This window comes from Verrucomicrobiia bacterium (assembly GCA_023953615.1).
In the GTDB taxonomy this organism is placed as follows: domain Bacteria; phylum Verrucomicrobiota; class Verrucomicrobiia; order Limisphaerales; family JADLHS01; genus JADLHS01.
The window spans coordinates 980,233-1,003,205 of the sequence record JAMLJH010000001.1; the positions used below are offsets into that span (position 1 = coordinate 980,233).

The window sequence follows — 22,973 nt, forward strand, 5'->3', positions numbered from 1 at the left end:
ATAGATGGTAGCCCACGGCGTAAGCCGTGGGTTCTGGTCGGACAAATCACCAGCCCCGGCAGGGGCGATAGAAAACCGTCGCCGCACGCCTGAATCAGCCGCCCCTACGGGGCCTGCTCCAAGACCACCACTCTCCCACGGCTCACGCCGTGAGCTACCCTCTGACACTGCTCCGCCGCTTCCCATCTCCCATTTGCAATCTGCTAAACCATGTCTCGGTGGCTAATCTCTTGGGTTTGCGGCGGTCTATGACCGCCGTTACAAATTTGCGGACGCATTACACGTCGCAAAGCTGAACGGCCTGGCGCAAGGAGGTGAGCGGGTCGCGCTTGGGAATAAATTCCTGTGCCACGTAACCCTTGAAACCCGTCGCCAGAATGGCTTGCATGACGCGCGGATAAAATAATTCCTGCGACTCATCAATCTCATTGCGGCCCGGCACGCCGCCGGTGTGGTAGTGATCAAAGTACTGGTGCTGCTCGCGAATGGTGGCGCAGATGTCGCCTTCCATGATTTGCATGTGGTAAATGTCGTAGAGCAATTTGAACCGCTCCGATCCCACCCGCTTCACCAGTTCCACACCCCAGGCGGAGTGATCGCATTGGTAATCGTGATGATTGCGTTTGCTGTTCAACAGCTCCATGCAAAGCGTCACCTTGTGGCGTTCGGCAAAGCCCACCAAACGCTTCAAGCCAATCGCGCAGTTTTCCAATCCCTGCTCATCCGATAAGCCTTCGCGGTTGCCCGAAAAGCAGATCACCCGTTCGTAACCGTGTTCCGCCGCCACCTGGATGCGCTGCTCGTACGCGGGGACCAGTTTGTCGTGATGTTCCACACGATTGAACGCCTTCGTAATGCCGCCCAGGCCATCCACCGACGGCCCGTTCACCATCGAACAGACCAGGCCATTTTCCTTAAGCACCGGAAAATCGGATGGATCAATCAGGTCCAGCGCCACCAATCCCAGCTCGCGACCCGCGCGCGCCAGTTGCGCCGTGGACAGTTTGCCGTAACACCATTTGCAGGCCGAGTGATGGATGTTGCCCTTCAGTTTTACAGTGCCAACAGAATCAGCGAGCGCGGAGGTCGCCGTCAGCTTGGTCGTAACCGCCACGGCGGCTCCAGCGGCGGCGACTCGCCCCAGTGCGGAACGGCGGGAAAGTTTATGATTCATATTTTTCTATACGCATGAAAATAACAAGCGTCCGGCTGGTTTTCCAGCGGAATACACGCGGAATACATGCGACCGCGCGCGTAATCGGCGCTGCCATTCCTCCCGAGCCGCTCTGCAAAAATCAGATTTCGAGTTGCTCCGGCAGCCCGAGAATTTTGACCTTCGTGCGCAAGCGTACGGAAAGGGGCGCTTCGGTGGTCAACCGCCCGAGCACGCGAATGTCCGCCGGCAACAAACTGGAGGCGACGGCGTCCCGTCGGATCGCCTGGGCAATCGCGCCCTCGATGCGGCGGCGCAGCCGATCTTCGACTTTCAACGGCGCGACGAAGATTCGCTCCAATTGCAAATTGCGTTTGGCCAGCTCAAACAAGCGCGGACCGTCGCGCAGAAATTCCGGCAACCGCGCCCGCGTTCCCTCGCGCCAAAGGCCGTCCCACACTGGCCGCGCTTCGCCTTGCGATAACCGGTCCGGGTCACAAATGCGATAATTCCCTCCGAGCGTGTTGATGATGTATTCCTTCATCCGTTGGTAGAAGGAAGTCCCCGTCTGGCCCACATGAGTAAGCCGGTAAGCGTTCTTGACTCGAATGGCCCAAAAATAAACGCCCGCCGATTTGCGATGCTTGCAACCAGCCAGCACGTCTGCGGTTTCCGAATAGGCGGGATAGGGACCGTCAAAAATAATCGGCCGAATTTTTGGCGGGTTTTGAGGCGAACGTTTTCCAGTCATGGCATTTGTCGCCGCCAAGCGTAGCGAATTTTCCGCCGTCGGTGAAGTTGGTTTTCCATCCAATCGAACTCTCGCTGACACTCCTTGCCACTTGCGTTGGGTGGCCGGAGTAAAATTTTCAGTCGTTACGCCGGCAAATCATTTTGATTCACCGCGCACCAGCAAGACGGGGATGGCGGTTTTGTGTCGCACCTGGCGAATGGTGCTGCCGTGAAAAATATCGCCAAAGAAACGGTGGCCGTGGCTCCCCAGGGCGATCAGGTCAAATTGCCCGGTCTCCGCCACCTTCAAAATTTCCTCGGGCGGATCTCCCAAGGCCAGTTGCGTGTGGACGGTCAAGCCGTGCTCCCGCAGTTTTGCCGCTTCGGCCTCCAGATAAGCCCGGTCCGCTTTCATTTCATCGGACTCGGCAAGTTTCAGTTGATGAAAATACCGCGCGGCGTAGCCATCAGCCACGTGCAGGAGCAGCAGCTCCGATTGCATCCGCGTGGCCAGCACGGTGACGTGAGCCAGCAGATTGCGGTCTGCGGGCTCGCACTCGAGGGCAACTAGAATTTTGCGGTACATGGTCAACCTACGGTAACGCCGGTAATCCGAGTCCAACGGAAATCGTTTCCGCCGCCGGTGCGGGCATGAACGTGTCGAACAATAATTTCAGGTTGAGCGCAATGATCACGATCGTGATGGTCCAGCCCAACAACTTGATCCAAATGGAGTTGACGAATTCACCCATCTTGGCTTTCTCGCCAGTGAATCGCATCAACGGCCAGATGGCAAACCCCAACTGCATGGACAAAATCACCTGGCTGGTCACGAGCAGTTCGGTCGTCTTCGCTTCGCCAAACAGCCCGATCACCAGCACGGCGGGAATGATGGCGAGTCCGCGGGTGATCAAGCGCCGCAACCAGGGACGCAACCGGATGTTGACGAATCCCTCCATGACAATTTGGCCGGCCAGCGTGCCGGTCAACGTGGAATTTTGTCCTGAAGCCAGCAGCGCCAACGCAAATAACATGCTGGCCCCCGTCGCTCCCAAAACGCCGGGCAACAGCCGGTAGGCATCTTGAATTTCGGCCACGTCCTGGTGGCCGGACCAATGAAACGCCGCGGCGGATAACACCAGGATGGCGCCGTTGATGAACAACGCGAACGTCAAGGCCACCGTGGAATCAATCGTGGCGAACTTGATGGCTTCGCGTTTGCCGGTCGCGTTTTGCTCGTACTTCCGCGTTTGCACAATTGAGGAATGTAAATACAAGTTATGCGGCATGACCGTCGCGCCGATGATGCCAATGGCCAGATAAAGCATGCCGGGATTCTGCACGATCTCCGCCGTCGGCATAAAGCCCGTGGCCACGCCGCCCCAATCGGGTTGAGCCAGCAACAACTCAATCGCGAAACAAGTGCCAATGGTGGTAATCAACACCACCACGATGGCTTCCAGGCGCCGGAAGCCGCGCGCCTGCAAATAGAGCACTGCCAACACGTCCAGGGCCGTGATCAAACAACCCCAGACCAGCGGAATGCCAAAGAGCAATTGCAACGCGATCGCCGAACCCACGACTTCCGCGAGGTCGCAGGCCGCAATTGCAACCTCGCAGAGAATCCACAAAAACCAGACCACCGGTTTGGAATAGTGATCCCGACACGCCTGCGCCAGATCGCGTCCCGTCGCAATGCCGAGCTTGACGCAGAGGTGTTGCAGCAGAATCGCCATCAGGTTGGAAATCATGATAACCGACAAGAGCGCGTAGCCAAACTGCGCGCCCCCCGCCAGATCCGTGGCCCAGTTGCCGGGGTCCATGTAGCCTACGGCCACCAGAAAACCCGGACCGGAAAACGCCAGCAATTTGCGCCAGAAACCCGCCGAGGCCGGTACGTGGATGCTGCGATGCGACTCCGGCAGCGACACCTCTTGCCGGTGGCGGCGCCAATTTCCGGTAGGTTCGGTGGGCTGCGGTTGGTCTTCAGTTGGCTGGTGGCCCGAATTCACAGACGGTAGTGAACCTAGGTATCCATTCGCCTCGGTCAAGAAAAAGTGTCAATGCCGCCCGCCGCCAACCTTTCATTCTGGCCGTCGGAAATTTGTCGCTTGCCAAGTCCGCCCGGTTTTGTGTCTTGTGAGTAATGCCTGACTGGCTTGCCGTTATCATCTTGGGAATTATTGAGGGAGTTACCGAATTCCTGCCCATTTCCTCCACGGGACATTTGTTGCTGGCGCAACACTGGTTGGCGCCGCGCACGGAAATGTTCAACGTCGTCATCCAAACGGGCGCGGTCCTCGCCGTACTCGCCGTGTTCGCGCAACGCGCGAAAACCCTGGTTTTACAATGGCGCGAACCGGAGAATTTTGACTATTTGCTCAAACTATCCGTTGCGTTCGTGTTGACGGCGATCGGCGGGCTGACTTTGAAAAAGTTCGGTTTGAAATTGCCCGATGCGGTGGCGCCCGTGGCTTGGGCGACCCTGATTGGCGGGGTGCTCTTCGTCGTTGTGGAACGGTGGTTACGCGACAAAAAGACCTCGGAAAAAGTCACCTGGACGGTGGCCATTGCGGTGGGTTTGGCGCAATTGATCGCCGCCGCTTTTCCCGGGGCTTCGCGTTCCGGCACCACCATTCTCATCGCTCTGGCGCTCGGATTAAGTCGTGGCGCGGCCACGGAATTCTCCTTTTTACTGGGTATTCCAACGTTGCTGGCGGCCGGCGCCAAAGAAGCTTTTGATGCGCTCCGGGATCAGACTCCGCATGAACCTTGGTCGCAAGTGTTGCTGGCCACCATCGTTGCCGCCATCACGGCTTTCATCGTGGTCAAGTGGCTGCTGGGCTATATCCGCCACCACACGTTCATTCCGTTTGGCTGGTACCGCATCGCCCTGGGTCTGGTGATCCTCTGGTTGGTGCGCTGACGCGCGGCTTACTTGTCGGGAATCGGAATCAAAATTTTATCGCCCACCTGCATCCGTTCCGGCTTCAACCCTTCGTTGGCTTGAAGGATCATCTCCGCCGTGATTTTTTTTCCGGTTTCCTTGCTGTAAGCCAGCGCAATGGCCGAAACGGTGTCGCCCGAGGCGACCGTGTGTTCGAGCGCTTCCTTGGGCAGATTGGCGCCGGTGGTGGTGCCGGGACGGGTGGAGGGAACCGGACGCGCCGGGGCGGGCTTGGCGGCGGCGATTCGGGTCAGCCGATCAAACTCCTTTTCCAGAAACGCGCGATCCGCCTTCCGTTTCTCTTCAATCTCCTGAACCTTGCGCGTCAGCTCACGCAAATCATCCTGACTGGCCGTCGGCGCGGTGGAGCGATTTTGATTCTGCTCACGCAACGTGGCCACCTCGCGCGCCAGCGCTTCGATCTGCTGTTTTTGGTTCTGACTTTCCTCCTGCAAAGACTGAATGTAACCGTTCAGGCGCTTGATCCGCTCGTCCAGCAACGCCGCATCCTGCCCGCGCGCCAGAAAGGTCGCCCCCAGCAAAGTCACCATTAGCAAAGCAAAAATCTGTTTCATAACCGGGACAATAAAAGCCCCGCCAAACGGGCGCAAGCCCGGGTTGTCCACCGACCGTCTTCCTTCGACTTTCCCATGGTTTGCGGCTACCTTGTCTCGGCATGAACACGACGCAAACACCCGAATCCACCGCGTCACCGGCGACCCCAACCGGCCCGACCCGATACACCGGGGAAGTCGTTTATATTTATGCCTTCGACATCGCCTACGACACCTCGCGCCGACCAATCTCTCAATTGCTGGGCCAGCCGGTTGAACATTTTTCGATGGACGCCAGCCGCCGCAGTCCGCGGCAGTTGTCCTTCCATCGTCCCGAAATGGTGCGACTGCCCGCCATGGAGCGCGTTGGGCCGCTCGGGCCGGTTCAGGTACAGCGCGTCATCAAGTTTCTCTCCATCGGTGCCATCAGCATCACCGTGCGCGTGCCGTTCGCCGCGAATTGTCTGCCCGACCTGATCGCGTTTCACGATCTGCAATTCAGCGACGGCTCGCTGCAAGACCACGTGTACCAACTCGCGCACGAAGTCGTTGCGGAACTCAAAGGCCGGTTGCAATCACCGCATCCGCAATGGCGGGAAGAAGAAGCCTACACGGTCTTTTGTTTTGCCGCGCCGATCAGCGGTGCCGCGGGTCAGACGATCACCGCCCTGCAATGGTTTCAAAAGCACCGGCGTCAGGTCGCCGGACTGTTGACGCAGGAACTCGAAACCGAGCGCCTGTCCCTGCAGGAAGCCGACGAATCCACCGCGCGTTACCTCAGCTACTACGAGAACGATCTGGTGGTGATTGATTGGGATGCCGCGCTCTTGATTGATGACGCCCGCGCCTTCGATGAAACGCTGCACATCCTGGAGCTGGCCAATCTCCAGTTGACTGAACTCGAGGCCTACGACCGCTTGCTCGATGACGCGCTGGAACGCTCGTATCGCGATCTGAGCCATGATCCGTTGCGGCCGCGCCGGGACATTCTCCGCGAGCTGCGGGAAATCCGCATTGATATGGCGCGCTTCAACGATGAACTTTCGAATACCACGAAGTTTTTCGGCGACTGGCATTTGGCGCGCATTTACGAAAAAATCTCCACGCGTCTGCACCTGGCCGAATGGCATCGCACCATTGAGGGCAAGCTGCGCATCCTCAACGACCTCTACCAAATCCTGAAGCACGATCAAACGAACCGCTGGATGATGATTCTGGAAGCCACCATCGTGCTGTTGTTCATCATTGACCTGGTGATCCTCTTCGTCGGGCTGAAATAAACCGGCGGGCGCCGCGGCGTTTTATTTCAATAGCTCGCGCAGTTTCGCGGGATCACTCGTGGGCGACTGACAGGCCGTGCCGGTGCAAACATACGCCAGCGCTCCCTCCGGCGCCGGCAGACTCCGCACGAATTCTGAAACAGCCCCGGTGGTACCGAGAACGATTTTATTGGGTTGATAAACCGCATGCGCCGCGCGCAACAACGACCGGGTGGCGGCCGAGTCCGCCGCGCCGGCAATCACCACCCGCAACGGCTCATCCACCCAGAAATCGAGCGCTTGCAAAAGGCAGGACGAGGCTTGCGGCAATTTATCGAGTTGTGCGGCCGAACGTTGCAGGGTTCGCTCGGCGGCCTGCTTGAAATCCGCGCGTTCCGTCATGGCGGCCAGTCTCAACAACGCGAGCGTCGCCACGGAATTGCCCGCCGGCTCCGCGCCGTCGTAATCGTCCTTGATGCGGAGAATCAAATCCGGTGCGCGCGTCGGGCTTTGCCAGAATCCACCCTCGAGCGGATCGTAGAACTGGCGCAGCATCGCCTCCGCCAAGGCGATGGCAAAGTCAAGCAGGTCCGCCTGTAAAGTCGCCTCGTAAAGCTCCAACACTCCGGCCAGAAGAAAGGCATAAGCCTCGAGCAATTGCACCTCATCCCGCGTCCCGTTCCGCCAGCGATGATAAAGCGTCGGCTCCGTTGCCACCCACAGGTGGTCCCGGAGGAAAGTCAGATTTTTTTGCGCCGCCGCCAGATAGCGCGGTTCATCCAAAATCACGCCGGCGCGCGCCAACGCGCCCAACATCAGCCCGTTCCAGGAAGCGAGGATTTTATCATCCAGAAACGGTCGGACGCGCTGCGCACGGACCGCCCGCATTTTGGCAAGGCCCGCCGCCAGGAGCGGTTGATCCGCCGCGGGAACATCGGGCTGCACCACGCTCAACACGTTCAACCCCGGCAACGGATGCGGATGACTGTGATCCATGAAATTGCCCTCCTTGGTGATGCCGAAGTAATCCACCACCACGATGAATTCTTCGGGCGACAACAACTTGGCCAGCTCGTCGTGGGTCCAACAATAAAATTTGCCCTCCTGTCCCTCGCTGTCGGCGTCTTCGGCGGAATAAAATCCGCCCTCGGGATGCGTCAGGTCGCGCAGGACGTAATCCAGAATATCGCGCGCGACTTCGGCGTGGCGCTGCTCGCCACTGACCTGGTACGCCTCCAGATAGAGCTGCGCCAGTTGCGCGTTGTCATAAAGCATTTTCTCGAAGTGCGGCACGAGCCACCGTTCATCCACGGAATAGCGCGCGAAACCACCCCCGAGCTGGTCGTGAATTCCGCCCGCCGCCATTTTGTCACCGGTGTGCAACACCATCCGCCGGGCCTCCGCGTCATTGAATCGCTTCGCGTAACGCAGCAGGAAAAGCGGCCGGCTCGGTTGGGGAAATTTGGGCGCCTCGCTGAAACCGCCGGTCACCGCATCGTAAGTCGCCTTGAAGGAAACGCCGGCCCGTTGCAAAACTTCGCGGGAAAGCGCCGTCGGCTCGGTGGCCGCTTGCGTGAGCGTTTGCATGCGCGCATGAATGTCATCCGCCGAAGCCACGATCTCCGGCTCATGCTTTTTCCAGATGGCGGCGATTTCCTGCAACAACGAGAGAAAACTGCGGCGCCCGCCCCGATCTTCGGGAGGAAAATAAGTGCCGCCAAAAAACGGTTTCAAATCGGGCGTCAGAAACACGTTCAACGGCCAGCCGCCGCTGCCGGTCGTGCTCTGCACAAAGGTCATGTAAATTTTGTCCACGTCGGGGCGCTCTTCGCGATCCACCTTGATGCTGACAAAATGTTCGCGCAAAAACGCCGCCACCGGTTCCGCCTCGAACGACTCGCGCTCCATGACGTGACACCAATGACAGGTCGAGTAGCCGATGCTCAGAAACACGGGTTTCCGTTCGGCGCGGGCGCGGGCAAAGGCCGCTTCCCCCCACGGAAACCAATCCACGGGATTGTGCGCGTGTTGCAACAAGTAGGGCGATTTCTCGTGGATCAGGAGGTTGGTGTGCTTCGCGGTTGCGGCCATATCGAACCCAACCATCGGAGCTTCCTCCGTCAACATCCAGAGAAATCTCAAGCGCCGGAGCGCGAGCGGTCCCCGCTCGCAGCGCTCCGCCCAACATGAAAGCGTGGGATATTTCAGCCAGGTTACTCCCCGGCCACACGCTGCGGACAGGGACCGTCCGCGCTCCGAAAAACCAATTCTCGCCCGACGGCAACCGCTGCACTAAGCTGACGCCGTGTGGTCCAATCGTCATTGGAAAACGGAAACCGTCGTGGCTTTTCTGCTCGGCGTGCTGGGTTTTTTGTTTCTCGGCATGGTGCTCACCCGCCTGTTTTTCGGGCCGATGTCCGAGGGCGCGGTCCCGACCGTCCCGCGCGTTGCGCTCGGCGTGCTGTGTTATCAGTTGGGCACTTTGATCTGCGCCGGCTGGTTTCTGCGTCAGCACCAGACGGGCTGGCGCGTCGGGTTTGGCTGGGGCAACATTGGCGCGCCAGTGCTTTGGCTGCCGCTGGTGACCATTGCCTTGTTTCTTCCCGTCGGCGCGCTGCTGCGGGGCGGAATTGCGCTGCTGTTGAAATCAGTGGGCTGGTCGGATCAGGAGCAGAGCGCTTTACTCATTTTGCAAAACGCCAACACGCTGCCCGCCCTGTTGCTGCTGGGATTCATCGTCGTAGTTCTCGCGCCGCTGGTGGAGGAAATCGTCTTCCGCGGCGTGTTGTATCCCTGGATCAAAAACCTGGGATTTCCGCGACTGGCCTTATGGAGCACGGCGATTCTGTTCGGCGTCATTCATTGGAATCTGGCGGCTTTGCTGCCGCTGGTGGGGCTGGCGTTGCTCTTCGTCTGGCTCTATGAAAAGACGGATAACCTCCTCGCTCCCATCCTCGCGCACACTCTGTTTAACGCGGTGAACTTCACCTTGTTTCTGGTGTTGCGCGAACGCACCCCATGAACGTTGCCGCCGTATGAACGAGTTCGAATTGATCGCGCAACTAACCCGCGACTTGCCGACGAATGACTCGGTGATCCTCGGCGCCGGCGACGACTGCGCGGTGTTGGCCGGCGGCACGCCGGGACAGCAGTTGCTGTTCAAGACGGATGCAGTGGTGGAAGACATTCATTTCAACCACGACACGCCGCCGCAAAAGATCGGGCGTAAAGCGTTGGCGCGTGGTTTGAGCGATATGGCCGCGATGGCCGGCACCCCGTTCGCCGCCATCGTCACGCTGGGATTGCCCCGACAATTCTCACCGGAGTTCGTCAGCGAAATTTACGCGGGATTGAACCAACTCGCCCGCCAATACGACGTCGCCATCGTCGGCGGTGAAACCACGACGAATCCCGAACGACTGCTGATTTCAGTGGCGGTGCTCGGCAGGGTGACCGCCGGTAAAGCCATCCTGCGCTCGGGGGCGCAGGTCGGCGATGCGATTTTCGTCACGGGCGAATTGGGCGGCAGCATCAACGGCAAGCACCTGGACTTCACGCCGCGGCTCGTCGAGGCGCGCTGGCTGGCGGAACATTATTCCATTCACGCCATGATGGATTTGAGCGACGGATTGGCGGGGGATTTACCGCACATTTTGCACGCCAGCGAGGTGGGCGCGGAGCTGCTCAAATCCGCCGTGCCCATCAGTGGAGCCGCGCGGGCCCGGGCGCAGCGTGGTGCTGTCGCCAAACCCGCTTTGGTGGCGGCGCTCACCGATGGCGAGGATTTTGAATTGCTGTTCACCGTCGCGAGCCGGGACGCCGTTCCGTTGTTGGATGCGTGGCGGGGACGATTTCCTGAATTGAAACTGAGTTGCATCGGTAAAATTGTCGCGGGGACCGGCTTGCGTCTCCGCGACCAGACCGGGCTGCATCCGATTACCGCTCATGGGTACGTTCATTTCTCATAGTCCGGCGGATACCGAACGGTTCGGCTGCGAATGGGGTCGCCAGGCGCGGCACGGTTTGGTGATCGCCTTGAGCGGTGATCTCGGCACGGGCAAAACCCAATTGGTGCGTGGTCTGGCGCGGGGACTGGGCGCCACCGCACGGGTCCATTCACCCACGTTCACTTTGGTTAATGAGTATCCGGGCGGCCGGTTGAAATTATTTCATCTGGACCTGTACCGACTCGAGACGCCGGAACAAATCCACGGCGCGGGCCTGGAAGAGTTTTTGCAACCCGATGGCGTGGCGGTCATCGAATGGGCCGAACGTCTGTCGGACGATTGGACAACCTGGAAAAAAAACACGCCGACGCCGCCCTGGCGCGCACAGATCGAAGTGATTGGTGAAACGGAACGACGCATTACTTATGAGAATTCTGGCGCTTGATTTCAGTTCCGCGCGACGGAGCGCCGCCGTTGGGAACGGCAGCGGCAGCATTCGGGAAGTTGCGGAGCAACGGCCCGGCCATGACATGCGCCCTTTCGATCTGATCGAGTCCGCCCTGCAAGCCGCCGCGCGGCGCCGGGAGGACATCGAAGTTCTGGCGATTGGAATCGGGCCGGGATCCTACACGGGAATCCGCGTGGCGATCGCCCTGGCGCAAGGCTGGCATTTGGCCACTGACGCAAAACTACTTGGAATCAGCAGCGTGGAGTGCATGGCGGCGCAGATTGCGATTCAGGAAAAGGAAGGTCAATTTCAGATCGTGGTGGACGCGCAACGCGGTGAATTTTATCGCGCCAGTTATCTTGCGGAGTCGGGCCGCGCGCAAGTGGTGACACCCTTGCAAATCGTCACACGCGCCGAAGTGGAACACCACGCCAGCGCGGGAGAGTTGATCGTCGGCCCGGAGGTGACGCGATGGTTTCCGCACGGGCGGGAGGTTTTCCCCTCCGCCGCTACGCTGGCTCAACTCGCGGCCTCGCGCTTGGATTTCGTGACGGCGGAAAACCTGACGCCCATTTACCTTCGGGAAACAACCTTCGTCAAAGCGCCACCGCCGCGCCGCCTGCCGCTTTAATCCGTTCTTCAGTCGGCGGCGTCATCGGACGATGGTGGCTTCATCTGGCGATGCACGAAAAAGTAATAAAGGATGCCAACCACGCCCACAAAACCGACCAGCCAGAACGTCACCTTGTGCATTTCTCCGTTGCTGATGTCCCCGCCGATTTTCACACCCAACCAGCATAACACCGCCGACCAAAGCGCCGATCCCAGCACGGTGTAGAACGAATACTTCCAAAAATTCATCCGCACGATGCCAGCGGGAATCCCGATAAGATGTCGCACCACCGGCAACAATCGTGCGGCGAAAATTCCCATGGCGCCGTAATGCGCCGCCCACCGCTCCGCGCCCTTCACCTTTTCCGGACTGATGAAAATAAACTTTCCATACCGCAGAACAAACGGGCGCCCGGCGATCCGCGACAACCAGTACATCAACGTTGCGCCCAGCCAGGATCCCAAGGTGCCGGCAGCCACGATCGCGCCTTGCGCCGGCCAGCCGCTCAAGCGCCAGCCCAGACAGGAGATGCCTTCGCCCGTCCAGGCCAGATGCGCGGCAGGGGGAATCACCACTTCACTGGGCAACGGCACAATGGAACTCTCCACCGCCATCAACAGCACCACGGCCCAAACGCCCCACGTGCTGAGGACGCTGAAATACCAGTCCACGATTGGTTGCAACAGTTCTCTCATGTGGCGCAGGTTTATAGCGGATATCGCGTGGCTGAAGCAAACTTTCCCCACCAGATTGGCTTGAACCCGGCACACGATCCGTCATCGGAACGGAATCGCCGCCAAAACTCGCCGCTTGACCAAAGACCGCAGACTTCAGAACTTAACCGCCCTAACGATGTTCAAGTCTTACGAATTGTTCGGCTTCATGTCGCCCACGCTGGCGAGTGAAATTCTGACCTTTGCTCACGAATCGGAGAAGCCCACGTATCGCGCGGTCCTGCAAGCCGTGGCCGAGGCGCGCCGGGTGCGACCGGTTTTTCTGGAGCGCCGCGAACGCAACGAGCGTCACGCCACCATGTTGAGCACTCTGGCCCGACCGAATTTGGATGCCGCCGCCGGCACGCTGCTTCGCACCTGGCTCGTCAAAAAATATCAATCCATGCTGACGGATTTCCTCAACGCCTTGGAAATCCCGAACGAAAATGGCGTGGTGGAAGACCTGCCGGAAGCCATGAGCGACGAAAAATTGAAGGCAGCCGTGGAAACATTGCTGACCAAGTACCCGCCGGAAGCCGTGGCGGTTTACCTGAACGCTTTCAACGGAATGAACGAGGCGAACTGGTCGAATCTCCAAAACCTGCTGGAGAACGACACCCGTTTGCAGCTCGGCGCGAGTTGAACTTCGAGTTAAACGTCGCCACTCAATCGAATCCCACCCCGATTCTGCCCTGGCTCGGTCAGAGAGCGGAACCCCGTGACTCGTTCCGTTCTGCCCGGTGAATTTTCACGATCCATAAATCTTCTGGCGGGACGGCGTAACTTTTGTATGGTTCCCTTGTTTGGTTTCCGTTCAAAACGACTACGAATATGCAACCTACAGGTGACATCGCTCTCATTGGTCTGGCCGTCATGGGCCAGAACCTCATCTTAAACATGAACGACCACGGCTTTACCGTCGTGGCTTACAATCGCACCATCGAAAAGGTGGATCACTTTCTGGCGAACGAGGCTCGGGGCACGAAAGTCCTCGGCGCCCATTCCATCGCGGAAATGGTTGCCAAGCTAAAACGGCCTCGTCGCGTGATGATGCTCGTCAAGGCGGGCAAGCCGGTGGATGATTTCATCGAACAACTCCTGCCGCACCTTGAGCCGGGCGACATCATTATTGATGGCGGCAACTCCCTCTTTGAGGATACCAATCGCCGCCAGCAATATGTCGAAAGCAAAGGGTTGCTCTACATCGGTACGGGCGTGAGCGGCGGCGAAGAAGGCGCGCGACACGGTCCCAGCATCATGCCGGGCGGTTCTCCCGCGGCCTGGCCGCATGTGAAAAATATCTTGCAGGCGGTTGCCGCCAAAGTAGAGGACGGCACGCCGTGTTGCGATTGGGTCGGCGAACAGGGCGCCGGCCATTACGTCAAGATGGTGCATAACGGCATTGAATACGGCGACATGCAACTCATTTGCGAAGCCTATAACATCATGAAGCACGGCCTGGGCATGAGCGCCGATGAAATGCACCCCGTCTTTGCCGAGTGGAATCAGGGTGAGCTGGACAGTTATCTGATTGAGATCACGCGCGACATCCTGGCGCACAAAGACACCGACGGCACGCCGCTGGTGGATAACATCCTCGACACCGCCGGCCAGAAAGGCACGGGTAAATGGACGGTGATCAATTCGCAGGACCTGGGGATTCCAATCACGTTGATCGCGGAAGCGGTTTATTCCCGTTGCGTTTCCGCCTTGAAGGACGAGCGCGTGAAAGCCGCGCGCAAATTGAAAGGACCGCGTCCGGTCCTGGGCACAATTGCCACCAATCCGGAAAAGAAAAAAGCGTTTATCAACGACATCAAAAACGCGCTTTACGCTTCAAAAATCATCAGTTACGCACAGGGTTACATGCTGATGCGCGCGGCGGCCCAGCAATACAAATGGAATTTGAATTACGGCGGAATTGCGTTGATGTGGCGGGGCGGCTGCATCATTCGCTCGCGCTTTCTCGGGAAAATCAAAGCGGCTTACGATGCCAAGCCCAAGCTCTCGAATCTGCTGTTGGATGATTATTTCCGCGCTGAAATCAAGAAGGCGCAAAAAGGCTGGCGCAACGTCGTGGCCACCGCCGCGAAGAAGGGGATCCCGGCGCCGGCATTCAGCACCGCACTGGCATTTTACGATCAGTATCGCAGCGCGATATTGCCCGCGAATCTGTTGCAGGCGCAGCGCGATTACTTCGGCGCGCACACTTACGAGCGCGTGGACAAACCGCGCGGCGAATTCTTCCATACCAATTGGACCGGGCGCGGCGGCACCACGAGCAGCAGCACCTACAATGTCTGATGCCTGAGCCAACCCCGTCCGCGCCCATGCGGCCGCCGGGCGGATTGAGCGGCAACGAAATTACAGACTTACAAAGCGCGGGTGTTTCGCCCGCGCTTTTTTATTGCGCCCGCCAACATTCCGTTCGGGACGAAGCGTTCCGCGTCAGCGAACTGACCGCGGTGCCCGGGCCGCGCTTACGCGCCCTGCCCCGGTGGTTGATGATGATCGAAATGCTCAACCATGGCTTGAACCGCCTCTTGTTCGTCGTCGCCGGAAACCTCGACATCCACGTAAGAAACCAGGCTCGAGGCCAGGATCAAGATTCCCAAAATACTCTGGGCGTCGGCCAACTGCGCCTCCGCGCGGAACAGGATGCGGGAACGGAACCGACGCGCGAGTTGCACCATTTGAACGGCTGCCCGCATGGGAAACCGCCGGTCCCAGGCCACTTTTACTCGTGCTTGTTTCATGGTATTTCCAATATTGACCGAGTTCTTCGACCGGACTGAAATGCGTTCGTTCAGATTTTTCGCCGGCAAAAAGTAAACCGCTCAACGGCGGCAATGACCCCACTGGTAAATCGGAAAGCTTACGGATTCGGGCGCGGCGAAACGCTGAGGCCCAACACATTCGCCACAGCCCGCTCGCGCCCATCCGAAGGTTGATTGAGAATTCTGAACGTATTTTGATCCGGATCACGCACCGCCAGCACCGAACTGCCACCGCCATCCAGATTCAAAGCCTCCGAACCACCGCGGGCCAAAATTTCCTGCGCCAGCTCGGCATAACTCATGCCTCGCGCTACTCCCGGTTTGCGTCCATCAACCACCAGCAAAATCAGTTTGGTGGCCGATTGATTCAGCCCCGCCACAGTGCGCGGATGCCGCGCCTGGTTATTATGTTTAACGACTTTCCCCGCCTGCACCAGCATCACGTTTCCCGAAATGATCTGCCAATCGTTCGCGCCTGGTTTTTGCAGGGGGCGAATGGACACCCGACCCGCGCGATCCACCACCAGAGCTGGACGCTCGCCCGTCCCCGGCGACCAAAGCTGGCCCGCGCTCATGGCCGGTCCCGAAACGGAACTCCAAACCGTGGGACGAAAACCGGGGCCCGGTGCGCCCGCGGCGTTGGTTCGACGTATCGAGAAAAAGTCTCCATTTACCACCAGATCGAATTTCTCCCGCATGGCGATTTGCGTCGGGCGCATCAACGTGGTCTGCCACGGGCCTGGCCCATCCGGATCCGCGCCGCCGGGAGCAACGCCCAAACGCAACTGCGGATTCGTCAAATCAATCTCGGCCACGAACAGCCGCTGCGGCGGATTCGTGCGCACTTCGGAATAAAGCAACACGCCCGGAAACGGATGCTCGGTCGTCAAGCTATCTGCGGAAGCCAGGTGCGAACCCAGCAAACCCAATCCCACGCACCCGATTACGAAGCGGCGAATGGAGCGGAGCGAAGCCGCCATCGGTTGATCAATTGCCATTACCACACTCGGTTTTTCTCTTCCCAACCTAAACCTCTCGCGGCTCAAATCAGATTCGGATGTTGCCACGGACCACGATACTCGCGCTTCAGCAATTTGGTGACAACGGCATCTCCCAACGCCACCCGTTGTCCCGGATCGTAGTACACCGGTCGTCCCTGTTCCATGGCCAGGTTGGCGAGTATGCAACTGGCGGTCGAAATGTGTCCCTCCTCGATATCCGCCACCGGACGACTGCGTTTTTCAATGGCCGCAAGAAAATCCAGCATGTGCCGCCGCGTCGCCGGAGCGGCGTTCAGTTCAATATCCTTCTCGGTTAAATCCTCGGGATACTGCTCGCGTTCGTACACGCAATCGAAGTGCAGCGATTTTTCATTCCGATCCATGGGAATAAAATCCGCGCGCATCACGCTGACCTTGAGCGTGCCTTTTTCGCCATAAATAAACAGCGCCCACGGATAATCCGGATCCGGCGCGCTGCCCCAGGTGCGGTGTTGCCACGCGACATTGAACTCCTTGAATTCAAACACCGCCTGTTGCGTGTCCGCGATGTTGGATTTCCCTTCCTTCTGCACGAAGATGCCGCCCGTGGAATGAATGGCTTTTGGCCAACCCAAATCCAGCAGCCAGCGACCAGCGTCCAGCATGTGAACGCACATGTCGCCCATAATGCCGTTCCCGTATTCCATGAACGTGCGCCACCAACTGCGATGCGGCAGCCGGTCGTACGGGCGCAACGGCGCCGGACCGGTCCACATTTCGTAATCCAGAAAATCCGGCACGGGCTGCGCCGGCGGATTGCCATTGGCCCGCATGTGATAATAACAACACGCCTCGACGAGGCCGATCTTGCCCAGCAGCCCGGCATCCACCACCTGCTGCTTTACATCAATCAAATGCGGGGTGCTTCTGCGTTGGGTGCCGATCTGCACCACCCGCCCATGTTTGCGCGCCGTGTCCAGCATCGCTTCCCCCTCGCGCACGTCCCGGCTGATGGGTTTTTGACAATAAACGTCCGCGCCCGCTTCCATTGCGGCGATCGCATGCAGCGCGTGCCAGTGATCCGGCGAACCGACCAGCACCACGTCCAAATCTTTTTCGCGCAGCATCTCGCGGTAATCGCCATAACCGCGCGGCTTGCGTTTCGACTTTTGCCGCTGACTCGCCATCTCCACCGCGCCCGCCAGCAGATTTTTGTCCGGGTCGCAAATGGAAACCACTTCAATGGGAGCGACCTGCATCAGTCGCCACAAATCACTTTTGCCGTACCAACCCGCGCCAATTAATCCCACGCGCTTGGGTTTACCGTTGATCAAGTCCAGCGCGTCCGCGCCCCAACTTGGCAGCGCGGCCAACGCGGTGAGCGCTGAAGCCGATTTGAGAAACTGGCGGCGATTGATGTTGAACGCCGTTGGGGATGAAAATTGATTCCGGGCGAATTTCATGACGGCAATATGGACTACGACGCGTGCCGGAAGCAACCCAGACCGACAAGTGGATGTGGGCGGGTCATTAAAACCGTCCAGACTTCCGTCAAGCATCCAAGCGAGGTCTGGCAATGCTGTGCAGGGATTGCGCGGTCAACTTCAGCCTCCAGGGAATGAGTCTGTAACTGGATGCCAATCGAAAGGAGGTTGTTTATGCATAACCGTAGCCTCCCCCCGTGCGAAGAATTTTCGCGACATTCAATGCCTTGGACCCGTCGAAAAAACCCACCAACGCCAAACCTTGCCTTGCTCTGGAACGCTGCCGGGGAATTGCGGCGGCGCTGGGAGCGCCTCTGGTGTTGGAAAACGTCCGCGCGGCGCAAGCCTTCATTGGGAAAAGCGCGCACCGGATCGGGCCTTTCCATTTGTGGGGCGATGTCCCTTTGCTTTTGCCGGATTACGGCGGGAGGAAAAAAGAAAGCTACGGGAGCCGGAAACGGGCGAGTCGGGCAAAAATACCTCTGGAGCTTGCGCTTGCAGTGGGGCGCTGGCATTTCCCTTTTTAACCGCCCGCTGTCCTTTTACCCTCGCCACGAATGAAACGCGCGCCTGGGGCATCCTGGAGCGTCACTTTTCCGGTGAGCGAGGGTTAAAGGCCGGTTTTTGGGTTTTTGGGTTAAGGGTTAAGCGATGGGGAATTGGGGGAGCAATCGGCAAACATTGACAATCTTTGCAAGGCGTCCGATACTCCCGTCATGGCTACAAAAACCAGAAACATCTCCCTGCCCCCAGCGCTGGACGAATTCGTCGAGCGCAAAGTGAGGGGCGGACAATACGGAAACGCCAGCAACGTGATTCAAGCCGGGTTGCGGGCGTTGGCGCGGGAGGAAATGGGCGCGAGCCTCAAGCGGTTCAACGAAATCATGGCCGATCTGCCCGCTGAACCGATCACGCCGGAAATGGAGCAGGCCATCGTGCGCGCCGTGCGTAAGTCCCGGGCGGAAGAAAAGGCGGGGCGATGATTCCCGCCGTCTTTGATTGCAACATCATCATCGCGGGCCTCGGGTGGAGCGGCAACCCGCGCGCCTGCCTCAGTCTGGTTACGGGACAGCAAGTGCTGCTGTGCGTGACGCCGGACATTTGGGCCGAATACGAAAAACGAGTCCCCGAAGTGCTGGCGGACAAGCAACCTGCCGCCGACCCGCAACCGTTCTTGGTCGAGCTGGTCCGCATCGCGAATTTCGTCAGTCCAGCCCCGTTGGGCAAGCAACGCAGCCGGGACGCAAAAGACGATCGTTATCTGGCCGGCGCGCTGGCGGCGGGTGCGAAATTCGTCGTCACCAATGACCGGGACTTGTTGGACTTGGAAAAGCCGTTTGGCGTCCGTATGGTGACCCCGATTCAATTTCTGCTTTACGTCCGGGGACAAACCACAGGTTAAAATACCCGTCCGGTTTGAAAAACGCCCGTGTCCGCGTTGCAAGCGATGAACTGACCGCGTTCCAGGGCTTCGATTTCTTCCGGGTCAAAGTTAAACTCGCGTTCCATGACTTCCAGGGCGGGGGCGCTGGTCTGGCGAAAGCTGACGATCTCGGTGAATTGGCTCCGGATGCGGTTATGCAGCGAATTGAGGCCGTGCGAAGTCAAAGCGCAATCCAGCGCCACGCTGCGACCATCTTCCATGAGTCGGCAAAGCGGCTGGGGCTTTTGGCCTTCGGTCAGGAGCGCCAGTTCATCGGCCACGAATAGTTTCGTGAAGCCGAACATTTCGGAAACCTTCCAAGCGTAATTGCAAAAAAAATCGAACGCTTCGGGAAGCTGGCCGGGAAAGAGGCGATGCGGGTTGAACACAATCCAGCCGGTATCAATGGCGGCGTCCAATTCGTCGAACGTGCGCGCCGGCACGGCCCCCGCCAGGGCTTCAAACTCGCGCTTGTGGTCAAAGATGAACTTGTAGCGCGCGGACGCGCCCAGGGCGTAGCGGATTTGGTATTGGCTTTTGCCGTAGCCAGAATTTCCGCAGATAACGACCTTCGACGGGCGATGCGTGAAAATGGGGCGCGTGGCGCGTCCGTTGGCAAAGGCGCCCAACTGAGCGTGAGTCACCCGCAAATAATTTTGCGAACGTTGCGCCAGGGCTTTTGCCGTGAGGAACTCATTACAGACGGAAACGACCGTGGCGCGCGGCGGCGCGGGAGAAGTTACGGGACTAACAACGGAAAACCCCTTAGCGGTCTGCACGGCTTCCAAAAGCGCGCGGGCGGCGCGCTCTATGCCGTCCAGTGACGGCCAGAGGAAGGATTGGCTTCACGTAAACCGTTGAAAAACATGGCTCCAGAGGAAGGACTCGAACCTTCAACCACACGGTTAACAGCCGCGTGCTCTACCATTGAGCTACTCTGGAACCCAAAGCGAATCGGACGCGCACTCTACAAATCACCTTTCACAACGTCAAATAATTTCCCCGCCCAACCCCAGGGCTTCTCAGGAAAAATCATTTCTGTGGCAGAAAGGTAAATGGCCGACCTTCTCCATCACGGTCTGAGGCGAGCCGGATTCTTTCACACCTTTTGGCGGGACTGCCGGTATTACTTTGGCGGAGATTGCGACTGCTAATTCGTCAAAAAGTTAAAGTTTATCTGATTTCGCTCACTCTGAATCTCCACAACGCGAAAGGAATCATTTTCTAGGTCCAGCACGGACCGCTCAAGGTAACGGAAGCGTTTGCTCAAAAGCATGACGCGAAGTGCGAACCCGCGCTGACATCCGTCACCGCCAACAACCCGCCCACGCCTCCGGCCCCTTGCATTGACCCGCTCAAATCCAGTCCCCATAGATAAGATTGCACGAGGGCAAAGGAACTGTTCAGCTTGGCAATCAGATTCCAGCCGTCATACAGAAACTTCTCCTCGGACAACACCGTGCTCGTGTCCAGATTGGTCACTTTCTTCCCAATCCGCCGTCCCCGCCAGTCATACGCAAACTCCAGCTTCCGTTTCGAGCCGTTCGGCGCGCCGCTGCGACTCTCCAGCTTCACCAGCCGGTTCTCCGCGTCCCACGTGTAATCCCATCGCCCATCCTGCGTCAGATTCCCGTCGGCATCATACGTGAACGCTTCCGGCGTCTTGGGCACAAACACGTTCCCGCTCACCGTGGTCTCACCCGGCGCGGCGACACTGATTGATTGCCAGACCGGCACGGAACCGTTGGCCACCGTTAGTTCCTTGCGGAAGAACTCACCCTTGCGCCATGGCGCCGAACTGTTGACGGTAATCGTGTTGTTGCCCAGCACCAACCCGGAGACCTCAAGGTAGCCCGGCACGGTACGGCTGGTGTATTGGTTCAATAACTTCATACGTGATTGCTTCTTGGCCATTTCAACTCAAACCAACTTTCAATTCAACTTAAACTTCGCAGCGCCAGGGCGGTGCGGCAGGCGCGGGTGACCGACTCACCCCGGCGCGGCCTGAGCGCCGCTAGATTCTTTCACACCGTTTGGGCGGGACACCGGCGTTGCCTGTTCACATTGGAGCGGACGAACTGAACACGTAAACTCTGACCGCGTCGCGAAATTGCATCGGATTTGAAACCTCCACCTGAAACTCACAAGGAGTTCGATTTTGGACTCCGGAAACAGGCAAGCGGAGCGGGTTGGTGGAACTGGTGATTTCACCGCTGTAGAGTTCAACACGCACTCCCGGAGTGACGAGAGCGAACTTCCCATTCGCCTGTTTCATCTCGAAAGCCGACTGTCCACGATTGATGACGCTGATTTGAACGCGTTGACTCTCAGCTTGCCTTTGAAACCCTTCGAATTCGATGTAGCGAGTTGACATCGTCAACGTCGTCTTGAAATTCGCGGGTGAGGATGACTGCGCTGGCACAGTGGTCACGAGCGACCGTTTGTCACCGAAGAAGATGGAGCATCCACAGAGCAGCAATGCCGATGCACAACACAATGCAGCCCAGGGACGGAATGAATACGCAAACCTGACGACGGGTGTTCGCATGGATTTCCTTTCACCACGGCGCGTAAACAGGAGTCCAACCGGGATTTGATACCGGTTCTGGATCTGTTCGTCCCGCAATCCATCCGCCGCCAATTGCATCAGGGTTTCTGCCAATCAGTTTCGCCATCTGGCGGATGAACGTGTTGCTATTGTTCCCGAGCAACTGATACCAGGAGTTCGGCCAATGCGTTAGCGTGGTGGGGACATTGCCATTCGCGTCGGCTTGCTCCGCGTAAGCGTAACTAGACGCAGCGGCAACAATCTGCTTCCAGCCTTTCTCGCTGCTTCCCCTACCATTGTCCGCGTCCGAGTAAAGGACAAGCAACCGAGTCGCTGCCGAGGCTCTTTCAATGTAGCTGATTGGGACGAATACGAATGTGCGCTGCGGTGGCTCAGTTGGCTTCGGACGAACATAAAAGAAATGCCGATACGAGTGCCACGCAGTCCACAATTGAACAGCGTCCGCGAATTGAGAACCCTTTGGCGGTGAGCCGGGCGAAAACCTGACTCCTTCATGGGGATCGTCGGAGCACGATGCTTTGTAGTAGCGAAGTGACATGTGAACCCCGATTCCCAACACAGGCATGGTTGGCACGGGTAATCCGCCGACAGCGATGAAGTCCTGTCCAAGTGGGTCAATCGTATTTGCAGGATCATTCCCGACGAAGCCATACAGGTTGACGCCCCCTTCCTCGGCGATGGGGTCACTGTTTGGCCACCTCCCCGTGCTTGCGTTGTAATATCTGTAGCCGTAGTAAAGATAGTCGGACTGGTCATCCTGATACTTCGTCGAGAATCGGAACGGATTGGTTTTAGCCATCACGCCCGTGGCGCGGAGGACTTCCCCAAACGGCCCATGCTCGTATTGAGCGGTCAGCCCTGAGCCATCAGCTTTTAGCAAGGCCATCACATTCCCATTCCCATCATACGCGCAGAAGTGCGAACCCGCGCTGACATCGGTGATCGCGAGCAATCCACCCACACCCCCGGCCCCTTGCAAACTGCCACTCAAATCCAGTCCCCAGAGATAGGATTGCACGAGGGCAAAGGAACTGTTCAGCTTGGCAATCAGATTCCAGCCGTCATACAGAAACTTCTCCTCGGCCAACACCGTGCTCGTGTCCAGATTAGTGACCTTCTTCCCAATCCGCCGCCCCTGCCAGTCATACGCAAACTCCAGCTTGCGCTTCGAGCCGTTCGGCGCCCCGCTCCGGCTCTCGAGCTTCACCAGCCGGTTCTCCGCGTCCCACGTGTAATCCCACCGCCCATCTTGCGTCAGATTCCCGTCATCGTCATACGTGAACGCTTCCGGCGTCTTGGGCACAAACACGTTCCCGCTCACCGTGGTCTCACCCGGCGCGGCGACGCTGTTGATTTGGTTCAACTGACTCATGG

General features: G+C 58.4%; 23 protein-coding genes and 1 tRNA gene. 10 read left to right on the forward strand and 14 right to left on the reverse strand.

Annotation, left to right across the window (positions count from 1 at the left end):
* Positions 1 to 277: 277 nt before the first annotated feature.
* From M9920_03935 to M9920_03950, 4 genes are all read right to left on the reverse strand, one after another.
* The gene (locus tag M9920_03935; GenBank protein ID MCO5051432.1) at positions 278 to 1,174 is read right to left on the reverse strand and encodes a TIM barrel protein; all 897 of its coding nucleotides are present in this window, start codon (positions 1,172 to 1,174) and stop codon (positions 278 to 280) included.
* Positions 1,175 to 1,295: 121 nt separating this feature from the next.
* A complete protein-coding gene (locus tag M9920_03940) occupies positions 1,296 to 1,904 on the reverse strand; it encodes a hypothetical protein (protein ID MCO5051433.1) in 609 nt (202 codons plus the stop codon).
* 138 nt (positions 1,905 to 2,042) lie between these two features.
* Entirely contained in the window at positions 2,043 to 2,471 is a 429-nt protein-coding gene (locus M9920_03945; protein ID MCO5051434.1) for a universal stress protein, read from the reverse strand.
* Between the two features lie 7 nt (positions 2,472 to 2,478).
* On the reverse strand, positions 2,479 to 3,897 hold the full coding sequence (locus M9920_03950) for an Nramp family divalent metal transporter (protein ID MCO5051435.1): 1,419 nt from the start codon (positions 3,895 to 3,897) through the stop codon (positions 2,479 to 2,481).
* 134 nt (positions 3,898 to 4,031) lie between these two features.
* Here M9920_03950 and M9920_03955 point away from each other — a divergent pair, with 134 nt between their 5' ends.
* Entirely contained in the window at positions 4,032 to 4,811 is a 780-nt protein-coding gene (locus M9920_03955) for an undecaprenyl-diphosphate phosphatase (protein MCO5051436.1), read from the forward strand.
* An 8-nt stretch (positions 4,812 to 4,819) separates the two neighbouring features.
* Here M9920_03955 and M9920_03960 read toward each other — a convergent pair whose 3' ends face one another.
* On the reverse strand, positions 4,820 to 5,407 hold the full coding sequence (locus M9920_03960; GenBank protein ID MCO5051437.1) for a LysM peptidoglycan-binding domain-containing protein: 588 nt from the start codon (positions 5,405 to 5,407) through the stop codon (positions 4,820 to 4,822).
* 101 nt (positions 5,408 to 5,508) lie between these two features.
* On the opposite strand from M9920_03960, the gene M9920_03965 reads away from it, so the two are divergent.
* The gene (locus tag M9920_03965) at positions 5,509 to 6,666 is read left to right on the forward strand and encodes a hypothetical protein (GenBank protein MCO5051438.1); all 1,158 of its coding nucleotides are present in this window, start codon (positions 5,509 to 5,511) and stop codon (positions 6,664 to 6,666) included.
* A gap of 21 nt (positions 6,667 to 6,687) precedes the next feature.
* Here the strand turns inward: M9920_03965 and M9920_03970 are convergent, their stop codons facing one another.
* Positions 6,688 to 8,772: a thioredoxin domain-containing protein gene (locus M9920_03970; protein ID MCO5051439.1), complete on the reverse strand. Its 2,085-nt coding sequence runs from the start codon at positions 8,770 to 8,772 to the stop codon at positions 6,688 to 6,690.
* Positions 8,773 to 8,950: 178 nt separating this feature from the next.
* Here M9920_03970 and M9920_03975 point away from each other — a divergent pair, with 178 nt between their 5' ends.
* Genes M9920_03975 through tsaB form a run of 4 tightly spaced genes read left to right on the forward strand, consistent with a single transcriptional unit; the run spans position 8,951 to position 11,671 of the window.
* Positions 8,951 to 9,667, forward strand: coding sequence for a CPBP family intramembrane metalloprotease (locus M9920_03975; GenBank protein ID MCO5051440.1), 717 nt, complete (start codon positions 8,951 to 8,953; stop codon positions 9,665 to 9,667).
* Positions 9,668 to 9,680: 13 nt separating this feature from the next.
* Entirely contained in the window at positions 9,681 to 10,613 is a 933-nt protein-coding gene (locus M9920_03980; GenBank protein ID MCO5051441.1) for a thiamine-phosphate kinase, read from the forward strand.
* Entirely contained in the window at positions 10,591 to 11,037 is a 447-nt protein-coding gene (gene tsaE, locus M9920_03985) for a tRNA (adenosine(37)-N6)-threonylcarbamoyltransferase complex ATPase subunit type 1 TsaE (protein ID MCO5051442.1), read from the forward strand. Before M9920_03980 ends, tsaE begins: the two co-directional genes overlap by 23 nt.
* Positions 11,018 to 11,671: a tRNA (adenosine(37)-N6)-threonylcarbamoyltransferase complex dimerization subunit type 1 TsaB gene (tsaB, locus tag M9920_03990; protein MCO5051443.1), complete on the forward strand. Its 654-nt coding sequence runs from the start codon at positions 11,018 to 11,020 to the stop codon at positions 11,669 to 11,671. The genes tsaE and tsaB overlap by 20 nt, the downstream gene beginning before the upstream one ends.
* A gap of 8 nt (positions 11,672 to 11,679) precedes the next feature.
* Here the strand turns inward: tsaB and M9920_03995 are convergent, their stop codons facing one another.
* On the reverse strand, positions 11,680 to 12,348 hold the full coding sequence (locus M9920_03995; GenBank protein MCO5051444.1) for a DedA family protein: 669 nt from the start codon (positions 12,346 to 12,348) through the stop codon (positions 11,680 to 11,682).
* Between the two features lie 157 nt (positions 12,349 to 12,505).
* On the opposite strand from M9920_03995, the gene M9920_04000 reads away from it, so the two are divergent.
* Both M9920_04000 and gnd read left to right on the forward strand, forming a co-directional pair.
* Positions 12,506 to 13,009 (forward strand): hypothetical protein, encoded by a 504-nt coding sequence (locus M9920_04000; protein ID MCO5051445.1) that lies wholly within the window; start codon positions 12,506 to 12,508, stop codon positions 13,007 to 13,009.
* Positions 13,010 to 13,197: 188 nt separating this feature from the next.
* Positions 13,198 to 14,670: a decarboxylating NADP(+)-dependent phosphogluconate dehydrogenase gene (gnd, locus tag M9920_04005; protein ID MCO5051446.1), complete on the forward strand. Its 1,473-nt coding sequence runs from the start codon at positions 13,198 to 13,200 to the stop codon at positions 14,668 to 14,670.
* Positions 14,671 to 14,846: 176 nt separating this feature from the next.
* On the opposite strand, the gene M9920_04010 is transcribed toward gnd, so the two are convergent.
* The 3 genes from M9920_04010 to M9920_04020 all read right to left on the reverse strand — a co-directional run bounded on the left by M9920_04010 (position 14,847) and on the right by M9920_04020 (position 17,586).
* The gene (locus M9920_04010) at positions 14,847 to 15,122 is read right to left on the reverse strand and encodes an HPr family phosphocarrier protein (protein ID MCO5051447.1); all 276 of its coding nucleotides are present in this window, start codon (positions 15,120 to 15,122) and stop codon (positions 14,847 to 14,849) included.
* A gap of 119 nt (positions 15,123 to 15,241) precedes the next feature.
* Entirely contained in the window at positions 15,242 to 16,141 is a 900-nt protein-coding gene (locus M9920_04015) for a phosphodiester glycosidase family protein (GenBank protein ID MCO5051448.1), read from the reverse strand.
* A gap of 44 nt (positions 16,142 to 16,185) precedes the next feature.
* A complete protein-coding gene (locus M9920_04020) occupies positions 16,186 to 17,586 on the reverse strand; it encodes a Gfo/Idh/MocA family oxidoreductase (GenBank protein ID MCO5051449.1) in 1,401 nt (466 codons plus the stop codon).
* A gap of 737 nt (positions 17,587 to 18,323) precedes the next feature.
* On the opposite strand from M9920_04020, the gene M9920_04025 reads away from it, so the two are divergent.
* Complete coding sequence (locus M9920_04025) at positions 18,324 to 18,590, forward strand: type II toxin-antitoxin system ParD family antitoxin (protein ID MCO5051450.1); 267 nt, start codon at positions 18,324 to 18,326, stop codon at positions 18,588 to 18,590.
* Positions 18,587 to 19,009: a putative toxin-antitoxin system toxin component, PIN family gene (locus M9920_04030; protein ID MCO5051451.1), complete on the forward strand. Its 423-nt coding sequence runs from the start codon at positions 18,587 to 18,589 to the stop codon at positions 19,007 to 19,009. The genes M9920_04025 and M9920_04030 overlap by 4 nt, the downstream gene beginning before the upstream one ends.
* Here M9920_04030 and M9920_04035 read toward each other — a convergent pair.
* The 4 genes from M9920_04035 to M9920_04050 all read right to left on the reverse strand — a co-directional run bounded on the left by M9920_04035 (position 19,006) and on the right by M9920_04050 (position 22,971).
* Entirely contained in the window at positions 19,006 to 19,809 is an 804-nt protein-coding gene (locus M9920_04035) for a hypothetical protein (protein ID MCO5051452.1), read from the reverse strand. The genes M9920_04030 and M9920_04035 overlap by 4 nt on opposite strands.
* An 88-nt stretch (positions 19,810 to 19,897) precedes the next feature.
* A tRNA-Asn gene (locus tag M9920_04040) sits at positions 19,898 to 19,972 on the reverse strand.
* A 324-nt stretch (positions 19,973 to 20,296) separates the two neighbouring features.
* On the reverse strand, positions 20,297 to 20,923 hold the full coding sequence (locus tag M9920_04045) for an RHS repeat protein (protein MCO5051453.1): 627 nt from the start codon (positions 20,921 to 20,923) through the stop codon (positions 20,297 to 20,299).
* Between the two features lie 665 nt (positions 20,924 to 21,588).
* Complete coding sequence (locus M9920_04050) at positions 21,589 to 22,971, reverse strand: RHS repeat-associated core domain-containing protein (protein ID MCO5051454.1); 1,383 nt, start codon at positions 22,969 to 22,971, stop codon at positions 21,589 to 21,591.
* Between the last annotated feature and the right edge of the window lie 2 nt (positions 22,972 to 22,973).

Coding starts and splice junctions, on each gene's coding strand:
- M9920_03980 (MCO5051441.1), top strand. CDS start 9,681: ATGAACGAGTTCGAATTGATCGCGCAACTAACCCGCGACTTGCCGACG.
- M9920_03970 (MCO5051439.1), bottom strand. CDS start 8,772: ATGTTGACGGAGGAAGCTCCGATGGTTGGGTTCGATATGGCCGCAACC.
- M9920_04015 (MCO5051448.1), bottom strand. CDS start 16,141: ATGGCAATTGATCAACCGATGGCGGCTTCGCTCCGCTCCATTCGCCGC.
- M9920_04000 (MCO5051445.1), top strand. CDS start 12,506: ATGTTCAAGTCTTACGAATTGTTCGGCTTCATGTCGCCCACGCTGGCG.
- M9920_04020 (MCO5051449.1), bottom strand. CDS start 17,586: ATGAAATTCGCCCGGAATCAATTTTCATCCCCAACGGCGTTCAACATC.
- M9920_03955 (MCO5051436.1), top strand. CDS start 4,032: ATGCCTGACTGGCTTGCCGTTATCATCTTGGGAATTATTGAGGGAGTT.
- M9920_03965 (MCO5051438.1), top strand. CDS start 5,509: ATGAACACGACGCAAACACCCGAATCCACCGCGTCACCGGCGACCCCA.
- M9920_04025 (MCO5051450.1), top strand. CDS start 18,324: ATGGCTACAAAAACCAGAAACATCTCCCTGCCCCCAGCGCTGGACGAA.
- M9920_03945 (MCO5051434.1), bottom strand. CDS start 2,471: ATGTACCGCAAAATTCTAGTTGCCCTCGAGTGCGAGCCCGCAGACCGC.
- tsaE (MCO5051442.1), top strand. CDS start 10,591: ATGGGTACGTTCATTTCTCATAGTCCGGCGGATACCGAACGGTTCGGC.
- M9920_03960 (MCO5051437.1), bottom strand. CDS start 5,407: ATGAAACAGATTTTTGCTTTGCTAATGGTGACTTTGCTGGGGGCGACC.
- M9920_03935 (MCO5051432.1), bottom strand. CDS start 1,174: ATGAATCATAAACTTTCCCGCCGTTCCGCACTGGGGCGAGTCGCCGCC.
- M9920_03995 (MCO5051444.1), bottom strand. CDS start 12,348: ATGAGAGAACTGTTGCAACCAATCGTGGACTGGTATTTCAGCGTCCTC.
- M9920_04050 (MCO5051454.1), bottom strand. CDS start 22,971: ATGAGTCAGTTGAACCAAATCAACAGCGTCGCCGCGCCGGGTGAGACC.
- gnd (MCO5051446.1), top strand. CDS start 13,198: ATGCAACCTACAGGTGACATCGCTCTCATTGGTCTGGCCGTCATGGGC.
- tsaB (MCO5051443.1), top strand. CDS start 11,018: ATGAGAATTCTGGCGCTTGATTTCAGTTCCGCGCGACGGAGCGCCGCC.
- M9920_03940 (MCO5051433.1), bottom strand. CDS start 1,904: ATGACTGGAAAACGTTCGCCTCAAAACCCGCCAAAAATTCGGCCGATT.
- M9920_04045 (MCO5051453.1), bottom strand. CDS start 20,923: ATGAAGTTATTGAACCAATACACCAGCCGTACCGTGCCGGGCTACCTT.
- M9920_04010 (MCO5051447.1), bottom strand. CDS start 15,122: ATGAAACAAGCACGAGTAAAAGTGGCCTGGGACCGGCGGTTTCCCATG.
- M9920_04030 (MCO5051451.1), top strand. CDS start 18,587: ATGATTCCCGCCGTCTTTGATTGCAACATCATCATCGCGGGCCTCGGG.